Here is an 11,777-nt window from a genome sequence, read left to right on the forward strand (position 1 = left end):
ATTGACCCGCGCCGAGCCGCGCCCAGCCGCGCCGCGCCGCGCCGCGCCGCGCCGAGCCGAGCCGAACCGAGCCGAACCAAGCCGAGCGATTCGTTTACGACATCAACTCGATAGCGTCCCGGCCCCCTATGCCCACCCCTACGCCAGGCCGACCCCGCCCGCGTCGATCATGGCGTTGTAGTGGGCGCAATAGACGTTTTTGCGACGTTTGCCCCCCACCACAACTCCTTGATCGACGCGGGCGGGGGTGAGGCGGGGGCGGGGGTGGGGCGGGGTGGAGTCCGGCCCGGGGGTTAGGGGGTGCGGACTGCTTCCAGGGCCAGTAGGGCCACGTGTAGGGAGAGGCTGGCCTCTACCGAGTCCAGGTCCACGTCGAGGATGCGGGCGATGCGGGCCAGGCGTTCGTAGAAGGCCGGCCGGGACAGGTGGGCGGCGGCGGCGCCGGCGGACTTGTTGCGCCCCTGCTCCAGGTAGGCGCGCAGGGTGTCGAGCAGCCGTTCCCGGGGGTGCCGGGCGTCGTACTCCAGCAGCGCGCCGAGTTCGCGCTCCACGAACGTCTGTAGGCGGGGCTCGTCGCGCAGCAGGTGCAGCAGCCCGGCCAGACCGACGTGCGGCAGCCGGAAGATCGGCAGGTCACGCCGGTCCCGCCGGGCCGCCTCGGCGATCTGCCGCGCCTCGACCAGCGACCGTCGGGCTTCCCGCAGTGTGCCCACTCCGGAGCCGGCGGCCACGATCACGCCACCCTGGCCAGCTCCCCGGAACGGGTCGACACCGACCCCCGACCGAGCGGCCTCGACACCGAACGACGCGCGGGTCGGATCCACGCCGAAGCCCGTGCGGGCCGGATCGACGCCGACCGCCGCACGGGAAGCGTCGGCTGCGGAGCGGGACACGTCGACGCCGGAGGCGGCCCGCGCCGGTTCGACACCGGGTGCCGGTCGGCCGGTGCCGGCGTCGAGGCGTACCTGACGAAGGGCGCTGGCGAACGCGGACAGCGCGCGGTCCTCGGCGGCCGGGTCCGGCAGGGCCAGGAGCGCGCCCACCGAGTTGTCGTCGACGGCGCTGGTGAGCGCGGTCAGTTTCGCCTCCCGCAGGGCCTGGCCGACCGCCTCGGAGAGATCGCGTAGCCGGGCCTGGCTGGCCTCGGGGCCGACCTCCCCGGCGGGGTCGTCGGCGCGGTGCCGGACCATCACGCCGACCAGGTGCCGCCGGTCGAGCACCACGCCGAGCGCCTTTGCCCGCAGCCCCACCTCGTCGACCGGGCGGGAGTGGTCGAGCAGCGCGGTGAGCAGGGTGCGGTGGATCTGCCGCTCCAGGCCCTCGGCGTCGCGGCGGATCAGCCGGCCGAGCGCGAGGGTGGACGCGGCCCGCTCGATCAGGATGGTGAGCCGGGTGGGCGAGCCCGCTGTCGGTTCGACGGCCTGGGCGCCGGGCACGTCGCCGCTGGCCGGCCAGCGGAGCAGCAGCCGACCCCAGTCCTGCCCCCGGGCACCGACGGTGGTCACCAGCCAGCCGCTGTCCGGGTCGTACGCGGTCCGCCCGGCCGGGCGGATCCGCCGGGAGTGCTGCTCCCAGCCGTCCAGCAGCAACTCGGCGCTCTCGCCCGCCGGGTCGTACCCGAGCACCTGCCGGGACAGGTTCTCCAGCACCACTGGGCAACCGGACAGCTCGGCGGCCTGTCGGATCACCTCGGCGGCGTCGGCGCCCTCCACCGACAGGTCGTTGAACCGCTGGTGGATCTCCTCGGTGGCGCGCAGTTCGGTGAGCTGCGCGTCGACGATCAGCGCGTGCACCGCCTCGGTGATCCGGACGAACGGGGTGGCCCGGCGCAGTTCCACCAGGGGCAACCCTCGCCGCTCGGCGGCGGCGGCCATCACCCGGGGCACCCCGCTGACGTACCGGCGGCCCAGCTCGACGACGAGCCCGGAGACTCCGACGTCGGCGAGGTCACCGATGAACGCGCGCAACCCGGCGTCGTCAGCGGGCAGACCGATGCCGGTGGTGAGCACCAGTTCGCCACCGCCGAGCAGGGTGGCGATGTCCGGCACCTCGGCGACGTGCACCCACCGGACGGGTCGGTCCAGCCCTTCGTCGCCGGCGACCACGCGGGGCGCGCCGTGGCGGACCGGGTCCAGGGCGAGGACCTCACGGACGGTAGGGAACACGGCCGACACGCTACCGTCCGTGACGCCGGAACTCGACTTGCCACCGGCGCGAGGGGTCAGTCGACGCCGAACTCCATAGCGGCGCGGTCGAGCGCCTCGTCCTCAGCCGAGGCGACGCCCCGGGAGGCGATGGCTTCCGCGCCGCCCTCGGGCATCGCGCCGATCAACCCGGTCGAGGCGGCCTGCGCGGCGCCGATCATCCGCTGGGGGTTCCCGCCGCCGACGAGGCCGAGGGAGGCGTACTGCTCCAGCTTCGACCGCGAGTCGGCGATGTCCAGGTTGCGCATGGTGAGCTGGCCGATCCGGTCCGACGGGCCGAAGGCCGAGTCCTCGGTACGCTCCATCGACAGCTTGTCGGGGTGGTAGCTGAACGACGGGCCGGTGGTGTCCAGGATCGAGTAGTCCTCGCCCCGGCGCAGCCGCAACGTCACCTCGCCGGTGACCGCCGTGCCTACCCACCGCTGCAACGACTCGCGCAGCATCAGCGCCTGCGGGTCCAGCCAGCGGCCCTCGTACATCAGCCGACCGAGGCGGCGACCCTCGTTGTGGTAGTTGGCCAGGGTGTCCTCGTTGTGGATGGCGTTGACCAGCCGCTCGTACGCGTAGTGCAGCAGAGCCATACCGGGCGCCTCGTAGATGCCCCGGCTCTTGGCCTCGATGATCCGGTTCTCGATCTGGTCGGACATGCCCAGGCCGTGCCGGCCGCCGATGGCGTTGGCCTCCAGCACCAGGTCGACGGCGCTGCCGAACTCCTTGCCGTTGATGGTGACCGGGCGACCCTGGTCGAAGCCGATGGTGACGTCCTCGGTCGGGATCTCCACCGACGGGTCCCAGAACCGGACGCCCATGATCGGGTTGACAGTCTCGATGCCGGTGTCGAGGTGTTCCAGGGTCTTCGCCTCGTGCGTGGCGCCCCAGATGTTGGCGTCGGTCGAGTACGCCTTCTCGGTGCTGTCCCGGTAGGGCAGGCCGCGTTCGAGCAGCCACTCGGACATCTCCTTACGCCCACCCAGCTCGGTGACGAAGGCGGTGTCGAGCCACGGCTTGTAGATGCGCAGCATCGGGTTGGCCAGCAGGCCGTAGCGGTAGAACCGCTCGATGTCGTTGCCCTTGAAGGTCGAGCCGTCGCCCCAGATCTGGACGTCGTCGGCGACCATCGCGCGGACCAGCAGGGTGCCGGTCACGGCACGGCCCAGCGGGGTGGTGTTGAAGTACGCCCGTCCGCCGGTGCGGATGTGGAAGGCGCCGCAGGTCAGCGCGGCCAGGCCCTCCTCGACCAGGGCGGCGCGGCAGTCGACCAGGCGGCCAAGCTCGGCGCCGTAGCTGAGCGCACGACCGGGCACCGAGGCGATGTCGGGCTCGTCGTACTGGCCGATGTCGGCGGTGTAGGCGCAGGGAATGGCGCCCTTGTCGCGCATCCACGCGACAGCGACCGAGGTGTCGAGGCCGCCGGAGAAGGCGATGCCGACACGTTCGCCGGTGGGCAGGGAGGTGAGAACCTTGGACACGGGGAAAATTATGCAATAGAACGCATGGCCATGCAAGCTGATGCGGTCTACTCGCCGCCGGACGGCATGTCGTCGCGTCCCAGCTCCCAGAACGCCACCGCCGCCGCGGCGGCCACGTTCAACGAATCCACCCCGCGCCGCATCGGCAGGACCACCCGCACGTCGCTGGCGGCCTGGGCCGCCGCGGTGAGGCCGGGCCCCTCGGCGCCGAGCAGCAGCGCCGCTCGCTCCCGCTGCGCCGGGGTCAACCGCTGCATCGGTACGGCGTCCGGCGCGGGCGTCATCGCGAGCACCGTGAAGCCGGCCTCCCGTACCTGGTCCAGGCCGGCGGGCCAGCGGTCGAGCTTCGCGTACGGCATCGCGAAGACCTCACCCATGCTGACCCGGACACTGCGCCGGTAGAGCGGGTCGGCGCAGGTCGGCGAGAGCAGCACCGCGTCGACACCGAGCGCGGCGGCCCCCCGGAAGATCGCGCCCAGGTTGGTGTGGTTGTTCACGTCCTCCAGGACGACGACCCGGCGCGCGGTGGCGAGCACCTCGGCCGCCGTCGGCAGCGGCCGGCGGTGGAACGACGCCAGCACCCCCCGGTGTACGTGAAAGCCGGTGGCCCGTTGCAGCACGTCCTGGGTCGCGGCGTACACCGGGGCGTCGCCGGTGTCCAGGTCGGCGAGCTGGTCGACCCGCTTGGCGTCGACCAGGTACGACCGGGCCGGATAGCCCGCGCGCAACGCCCGGCGCAGCACCAGCTCCCCCTCGGCGATGAACAGGCCGTGCGGTGGTTCCCAGCGGGTGCGCAGCTCGACGTCGGTGAGCGCCCGGTAGTCGGCGATCCGGTCGTCGTCAGGGTCGGTGATCTGGTGTACGGGCACCGGACGATTCTGCCGGACGCCGGGCAGCGCGCTCCGACGCCCGCTCGACGATGTGTTTTGTCCGAATAAGAAGGGGAATGGCCGGCATAGCATCGGACGCGACGGGAAGGACCAGCCAGGTGAGCGCAGACGACACCACGCCGGACGAGGCGGGCGCTCTGCCCCGGCGTCCGACCGTCGCCGACCACATCGTGTCGCGGCTGTTCAGCTGGGGTGTGCACCGCTACTTCGGCTACCCCGGCGACGGCATCAACGGCATGACCTCCGCCCTGCAACGCACCAACGGGCGGGCCCAGTTCATCCAGGTCCGCCACGAGGAGACCGCCGGGTTCGCCGCCTCCGCGCACGTCAAGTACGGCGGCGGGCCGCTGGGCTGCGCCCTGGTCACCAGCGGGCCGGGCGCGATCCACCTGCTCAACGGCCTGTACGACGCGAAGCTCGACCACCAACCGGTGATCGCCCTGGTCGGGCACACAGCGACCACCGCCGAGGGCGGCGGCTACTACCAGGAGGTGGACCTGCTCGCCCTCTACAAGGACGTGGCCGCGGCGTTCCTGGCCCAGCTCGACAATCCGGCGCAGGTCCGCCACCTGGTCGACAGGGCGTGCCGGACGGCGTTGGCCCGGCGTACCGTCACCGCCCTGGTCCTGCCCCTGGACATCCAGGACGAGCCGGCCGTACCGAACCCGCCGCACGCGCACGGCTACTACCAGACCAGCAACGCGCCGAGCAGCACACCGACAGTGCCACCGGAGGCCGACGTACGCCGGGCGGCCGAGGTCCTGCGCGGCGGGCAGCGGGTGGCCATGCTGGTCGGCCAGGGCGCCCTCGGCGCGCGCGACGAGGTCCGCGAGATCGCTGATCGGCTCGGGGCCGGCGTGGCCACCGCGCTGCTCGGCTTCACCGCCGTCGACCACCGCGAGCCGTGGGTGACCGGCGCGATCGGACTGCTCGGCACACGACCGAGCTGGCAGTTGATGAGCGGCTGCGACAGGCTGCTGATCGTGGGCAGCAACATGCCGTACTCGGAGTTCTACCCGCCGCCCGGGCAGGCCCGCGCGGTGCAGATCGACCTGGACGGCACCCAGCTCGGGCTGCGCTACCCGACCGAGGTGAACCTGACCGGCGACGCCCGCCCCACCCTGCGGGCGTTGCTGAACGAGCTGGGCCCCGGCCCCGGGCCGACCGCCTGGCGGGCGGAGGTCACCGAGGCCACCTCGGCGTGGCGTCGGGTGCAACACGACCTGGCCGAGCAGACCGCCGACCCGGTCAACCCGCAGTTGCTGTTCCACACGCTGAGCGAACGGCTGCCCGACGACGTGCTGCTCGCTGTCGACTGCGGCACCACCACCGCCTGGTACGCCCGACACATCCAGGTACGCCCCAGCATGCTGGCCAGCCTCTCCGGCACGCTGCTGTCCATGGGCGGCGCCATGCCGTACGCGCTGAGCGCCAAGTTCGCCCACCCGGACCGGCCGCTGGTCGCGTTGATCGGCGACGGCGCCATGCAGATGAACGGCGTCAACGAGCTGATCACCGTGGCGAAGTACTGGCGCAGCTGGGCCGACCCGCGCTTCGTGGTGCTGGTGCTCAACAACCGGGATCTGGCGTTCGTCAGCTGGGAACAGCGCTCCACCGAGGGGACACCGATGTTCCCGGACAGCCAGCAGTTGCCGGACATCGCCTACCACCAGTGGGCGGAGGTGCTCGGGCTGCACGGCGAGTTGATCGACTCACCGGATCAGGTACGGGACGTCTGGGACCGGGCGCTCACCGCCGACCGACCGGTGGTGATCAACGCCCTGGTCGACCCGGCGGAGCTGATGCTGCCACCGCACTTCACAGTCGAGCAGGCCCGCAAGACCGCCGCCGCGGTGCTACGCGGCGACACCGACTGGGCCGGAATCATCCGCCGCGGCATCCCCGCCACAGTGGCCAGCTACCGCCCCCGCCGCCGAGACCGCTAGGTTCTGTCTCGTAGATCTTGGTGGTCGGGGACGGCGCGTAGCCGGTCAAGGGTTTCGACCAGGTCAAGGGTGGCCTGGAAGTGAAAGCCGAGCTTGTCGTAACGGGTGGCGAGGCCGCGCCAGTGTTTGCATCGGTTGAAGCCGACCTCTTCGGGCGCACCTACAAGACCGCCAGCGCCTGGAGCAGCTATGCACAAGCCGACTGGACCGCCTACCTCAACAGCCGCTTGATTCTGACGGCCATAGGCGGCCCCACCTCATGGTCGCTGGAGCCCACGGGCCTGGGCTGGACGGCTATTCGGCGCGGATCGCCTCGGCGAGCTGGTCGAACGTGCGCTCCAGGACCGCTGGCCGCTCAATGGTCGGCGGCTCCCGCGCGGACGACGCCGGATTCGTACGCGTACACCACGGCCTGGACCCGGTCGCGCAGGTTGAGCTTGGCCAGCACGCGACTGACATGGGTCTTCACGGTGCCCTCGGACAGGTGGAGCCGGTCGGCGATCTCGACGTTGGACAGGCCCCGGGCGACGCGCGTGAGCACCTCGCGTTCCCGCTCGGTCAGCACACCGGGGTCGGTGACGGCGGCCTGCGGTGCTCCCGCCGGTACGTATCGTTCGAGCAGCCGGCGGGTCGCGCTGGGCGCCACTACCGCGTCGCCGGTGGCCACGACGCGGATCGCGGAGAGCAGGTCGGCGGCGAGGGTGTCCTTGAGGAGGAAGCCGCTGGCGCCGGCCCGCAGCGCGGCGTAGACGTACTCGTCGAGGTCGAAGGTGGTCAGGATCAGGACCCGGGTCGGGCCCGCCCCGCCGGCCCGGATCAGGCGGGTGGCCTCGACCCCGTCGACGGATGGCATCCGGACGTCCATCAGCACGACGTCCGGCCGCAGCTCGCGCGCCATGGCGGCGGCCTGCTCCCCGTCGGCGGCCTCGCCGACCACCGCCATGTCGGGCGCCTGCGTCAGGATCAGCCGGAATCCGGTACGGACCAGTGCCTGGTCGTCGGCGAGCAGCACTCGGATCATGCTCGCCTGTTTCCGATCGGCAGGTTGGCCCACACCTGGAACCCGCCGTCGGGCCGGGGGCCGGCGGTGAACCGTCCCCCCAAGAGGTGGACCCGTTCCCGCATGCCGGACAGGCCGTTGCCGTCGGCCACCACCACGCCACCTCCTTTGCCGCCGCCATCGGCCCCGCCTCCGACGGTACCGTTGCGGATCTCGATGTCGAGCTCGGTCTCCCGGTAGCACAGAACGATGTCAGCGGACGAACCCGCGTCGGCGTGCTTCATCACGTTGGTCAGCGCTTCCTGCACGATGCGGTACGCCGACAGGTCCAGCGGCGCGGGCAGCGGCGCGGCCACGCCATCGATGCGCAGCCGTACCTCGGTGCCGGCACGGCGTACCTGGTCGACCAGGGTGGGCAGCTGCGCCAGTCCGGGTGGCGGGTGCCACGCGTCCTCGCCCTCGCCCAGTGCGTCGAGGACCCGGCGCATGTCGGTGAGGGACGCGCGGCCGGTGCGCACGATCGCATCGAGCGCGACCCGGGTCTCAGCCGGCTGGTCGTCCAGGGCCGCCACGCCGCCCTGCGCCTGGATCACGATGAGGGACAGGCCGTGCGCGACGACGTCGTGCAGCTCCCGGCTGATCCGGTCGCGCTCGGCGGCCATGGCGAGGGCGGCCCGCTGGTCCTGTTCGCGCTGCAGGTCCCGTGCCCGGGCGGCGAGCTGGTCGAGGTAGGCGCGGCGGCTGCGGCTGCCGGAGCCGATCGCCCACGCCGCGACCAGCGCGCCGCCCAGCACGGCCGGGCCACTCCACCGGGCCGCCCCGCCGGTGTTGTCGCCGGTGATCAACTCGGTACGTTCGAACGCCGGGCCCGCGCCCTGTTCGACGTTGTTGACCTGGAAGGCCATCGATGGAATGCCCGGTGCCGACCGTCCGCGCAGGGCGAAGTATCCGTTCCAGCAGAGCAGGACCAGCAGGACGCCGGCGAGCGTGGCCAGGGACGTCGCCGGCGATCGGCGGGCGGCGACCGTGTACACGAGGATCAGCACGGCGGCGTCGGACCCGCCGATGAGCGAGCCCTGCGCCACGTGTGCCGCGACGCATACCGTGCTGACCACCAGCATCGCGAGCGGCCAGCGGTTGCGCAGCCCCACCGCGATCACGGCGACGCCGGTCGCGATCCACCAGAGCACCACGGCGCGCTGGTGCGGGGGGCCCAGCAGCGCGACCGCGGCGAGCAGGCCGGCCGCGAGCGAGGCGTCGCGTAGCGCCGCCCGACCGGCCAACCGGCGTGCCGCGGTGAGGACCTGTCCTGCCACCGGGCAAGCCTACGGTCCGCCGCCGGGCCGCCGCGTCTGTCGTACGACGGACCCGGGCGTGGCGCACATCCCTCCCGCGACAGAACGCGATGACGACTCCGGCCGGATGCGGGTAGCGCACCCGGGACCGGAGGCTGGTGGCATGACCACACTGCGACCCTCTCGACGCTCCGTGCTGGGCCTGCTCGGAGCAGTGCCGCTGGCCACCGGCGGGCTGCTGGCGGTACCCGCCTCCGCCCACGCCGGTGCCGAATCCGACCACCGCGGGTCCGATCCCGTCCCGGCGGACCTGCGGCCCGGCGGAGCGCTGGATCAGCTCATCGCCCAGTCCGCCGCCACCGACCGGTACTCCGGCACGTTGCTGTTGCTGCACAACGGTCGCCCGGTGCTGTCGCGCACGTACGGCATGGCCGACAAGGAACAGTCCATCCCCAACCGGCCGGACACCATCTTCGCGCTCGGCTCGATCACCAAGATCTTCACCGGTATCGCGATCGGCCAGCTCGTACAGCAGGGCAAGGTCGCCTACCACGAGAAGCTGAGCGCCTACCTGACCGGCTTCCCTGCGGCAATCGGCGGCACGGTGACCGTGCATCAACTGCTGACGCACACCTCGGGCCTGGCAGACGTGGCACGCGATAGCGGCGACGTCCTCAGGTCCTGGACCAGCGAGGCAGAGGTGACCCGCGAGCTGTTGAAGCTCGTCCAGGCGGCACCGTTGCTGTTTCCGCCCGGCACCGGCTACACATACAGCAACAACGGCTACATCACCCTGGCCTACATCGTCGCCGCCGTCTCCGGCCAGAGCTTCTACGACTACGTCCGCAAGCACATCTTCCGGCCGGCCGGGATGATCAGCTCCGACTTCTACAACCGCGATCAGTGGGACACCAACCGCCGCATCGCCCACCCGTACGCCCCGCCGCCGTCCGGCGGCGCGCGCGTCGACAACCACCTGCTCGACACGTACATCGGCCACGGGGCCAGCGGCGCCTTCTCCACAACCCCCGACCTGACCGCGTTCGTCAGCGCGCTGACCGGCGGCAAGTTGCTCGACACCGCGTACACCTGGCTGGCGACCACCCCCAAGTTCCCGGCGCCGCCGCTGCCGCCCAAGCCCGGCCTACCCGCGCAGTCCCTGTTCGAGTGCTACGGCCTCAGCGCGGTTCTGGTCAACGACCACTGGGGCCTCGGCCACAAGGGCGGCACCACCATGGGCATCTCGACCGCCCTGGAGTGGTACCCCGCCAACGGGTACGTCTACGCGAACCTCTGCAACTACGAGGCCGGCAGCACCACACCCATCGACACCCAGGCTCGACTGCTGATCACCGGGGCCGGAGAACACCGGCCCCATCCCCGTCACTAGGCGACTTCTCTGGCCCAGCCAGCCAAGAGCTGTGGCCCCGGCGCAGAACCGGGGCCACAGCGGAAGTTCTATGCCAGCCGACGAGCACCCCGATGGCCCGCAGACGGAGGGCCTCCGGCCCGGAGCAACACACAGTCTGCCGCGAAGTGTTCACGACCAGGTCAGACGAACCAGTTGAACAGCAGGTCACCAAGCCGGCCCGGACGGTGGTAGGTGACATCGCGGCGTTCTTCGTCGGTAAGCAGCCGGAGGGACCGATCCTCGATCGGTTGCTCCAGCTCCGCGGTAGCTCGACGGTCCTCCACAATTGCCCACCGGATGCTCAAGGTCATCCCGAGCGACGTAGTCACCGACCTCGCCTCCGTCCACCCGGCCGTGCTCGACCTGCTCGGTGCCATCCGCACCTTCATCGACGCCTACAACCAGCGCTGCGAACCGTTCCTCTGAACCAAGACCGCCGACCAGATCCTCACCGAAACCCACCGTCACAAGAACTCCGACACGCGACACTGGGCAACGCGTCGGAGTCCCATCTCCTCGCCCCGGTGTGTCAGGTCCCGAATTCCAATGCGCCTGACTCGAGTTCGCGTCGGAAGAACGTTTCTGGGTGCATGAGGCCGCCGGGGGGATCCGCTACGGCGGTGGCTCGTCGCCGGAGTTCCGTGATGTACTTCGTGTCCAGGACGGTGGAGGCGGCGATCTGTTGCCGCAGGATGAGCGCTCGGGGGCCGGTGTAGAGGTAGGCGTCTGCGCCGGGGTAGCCGTTGGCCGCGGGCGGCTGCCCGGGCCGGGACTCGAAGTAGGACGCGTCGAGTTGGCCCAGCCAGGTTCCTGCGAACGGGACGACCGACGGCACCGGCCAGCCGGCCATCCGCTTTTCCAGCTTCTTGTTGTCCTTCTGGAAGCCGAAGTGCGGGGCGACGGTGTACGTGACGCCAGGGAACTCTTGCTCGTACATCGCGACCGCGCTGCCGGCGCCGTGCAGCAGGTGGCTGATCCCGAAGAGCATAAGTGCCTTGCGGTCTTTGGAGAGCACCTCACTTTTCATCAGCGCGGCGATGGTGCGGTCCCGTTCCTCGAAGGGCGCGAGGCCTTCAGGGCTGGTCACCTTGCTCCAGTCGATGGGCGGATCACAGGCCACCACGCGCAGTTTCTCCGCCGGCGGCAAACCCCTGTTGACCTCGCGCACGAGCGGGAAGAGCCGCTCGTAGAAGACCGAGAAGCCGCAGCTCGGCTGGGTGGTGTTGCGCCACACCTGGCGTACGTCGCCCAGCGGCACGTCCTCGCCCGCGATGTAGCGGTCCAGAAGTGGCTGGTAGAGCGAATTACCGCACTCGACGGCGATGACGTCGGCCTTGCTCGGGAAGGCGGGATTGCGGATCAGGTCGAGGAAGATGTCGTTCGGACTGGCTCCGGCCACTACGTCGTAGCGGTCGAACGCGGCGAGGATGGCCTCCTGGGCATCCTGGGGGCGGGCGCCGGAGGCGGCGCCCGGTGATGACTCGGACGGCATGGCGACCAGCAGGGCGGCACCGGCCGCCAGGGCCGCGGCGGCGATGTAGGTGAGCTTGCGCATGAGGCCT

The 11,777-nt window shown here is 71.2% G+C and carries 9 protein-coding genes; 3 read left to right on the forward strand and 6 right to left on the reverse strand.

What is annotated here, in order from left to right:
• Nucleotides 1-293 precede the first annotated feature (293 nt).
• Genes AB0K35_RS26775 through AB0K35_RS26785 form a run of 3 tightly spaced genes read right to left on the reverse strand, consistent with a single transcriptional unit; the run spans nucleotide 294 to nucleotide 4,635 of the window.
• Nucleotides 294-2,174: a PucR family transcriptional regulator ligand-binding domain-containing protein gene (locus tag AB0K35_RS26775; protein WP_238672650.1), complete on the reverse strand. Its 1,881-nt coding sequence runs from the start codon at nucleotides 2,172-2,174 to the stop codon at nucleotides 294-296.
• 47 nt (nucleotides 2,175-2,221) lie between these two features.
• Nucleotides 2,222-3,673 carry an argininosuccinate synthase gene (argG, locus tag AB0K35_RS26780; RefSeq protein WP_238672652.1) on the reverse strand — a complete coding sequence of 484 codons (1,452 nt, stop codon included), beginning with the start codon at nucleotides 3,671-3,673 and terminating at the stop codon, nucleotides 2,222-2,224.
• A 47-nt stretch (nucleotides 3,674-3,720) separates the two neighbouring features.
• Entirely contained in the window at nucleotides 3,721-4,635 is a 915-nt protein-coding gene (locus AB0K35_RS26785) for an RNA methyltransferase (RefSeq protein ID WP_363888562.1), read from the reverse strand.
• A 26-nt stretch (nucleotides 4,636-4,661) separates the two neighbouring features.
• On the opposite strand from AB0K35_RS26785, the gene AB0K35_RS26790 reads away from it, so the two are divergent.
• The gene (locus AB0K35_RS26790; protein ID WP_363888564.1) at nucleotides 4,662-6,509 is read left to right on the forward strand and encodes a thiamine pyrophosphate-requiring protein; all 1,848 of its coding nucleotides are present in this window, start codon (nucleotides 4,662-4,664) and stop codon (nucleotides 6,507-6,509) included.
• A 355-nt stretch (nucleotides 6,510-6,864) separates the two neighbouring features.
• Here AB0K35_RS26790 and AB0K35_RS26795 read toward each other — a convergent pair whose 3' ends face one another.
• Complete coding sequence (locus AB0K35_RS26795) at nucleotides 6,865-7,530, reverse strand: response regulator transcription factor (protein ID WP_196925564.1); 666 nt, start codon at nucleotides 7,528-7,530, stop codon at nucleotides 6,865-6,867.
• Entirely contained in the window at nucleotides 7,527-8,825 is a 1,299-nt protein-coding gene (locus AB0K35_RS26800) for a histidine kinase (RefSeq protein WP_238672657.1), read from the reverse strand. Before AB0K35_RS26800 ends, AB0K35_RS26795 begins: the two co-directional genes overlap by 4 nt.
• Before the next feature lie 142 nt (nucleotides 8,826-8,967).
• On the opposite strand from AB0K35_RS26800, the gene AB0K35_RS26805 reads away from it, so the two are divergent.
• Together AB0K35_RS26805 and AB0K35_RS26810 are read left to right on the forward strand one after the other, a co-directional pair.
• Entirely contained in the window at nucleotides 8,968-10,194 is a 1,227-nt protein-coding gene (locus AB0K35_RS26805; protein WP_363888567.1) for a serine hydrolase domain-containing protein, read from the forward strand.
• 318 nt (nucleotides 10,195-10,512) lie between these two features.
• Nucleotides 10,513-10,641 (forward strand): hypothetical protein, encoded by a 129-nt coding sequence (locus AB0K35_RS26810; RefSeq protein ID WP_274526660.1) that lies wholly within the window; start codon nucleotides 10,513-10,515, stop codon nucleotides 10,639-10,641.
• A 103-nt stretch (nucleotides 10,642-10,744) separates the two neighbouring features.
• Here the strand turns inward: AB0K35_RS26810 and AB0K35_RS26815 are convergent, their stop codons facing one another.
• Complete coding sequence (locus AB0K35_RS26815) at nucleotides 10,745-11,770, reverse strand: hypothetical protein (RefSeq protein WP_238672660.1); 1,026 nt, start codon at nucleotides 11,768-11,770, stop codon at nucleotides 10,745-10,747.
• Between the last annotated feature and the right edge of the window lie 7 nt (nucleotides 11,771-11,777).

This window comes from Micromonospora sp. NPDC053740 (assembly GCF_040677775.1).
In the GTDB taxonomy this organism is placed as follows: Bacteria; Actinomycetota; Actinomycetes; order Mycobacteriales; family Micromonosporaceae; genus Micromonospora; species Micromonospora alfalfae.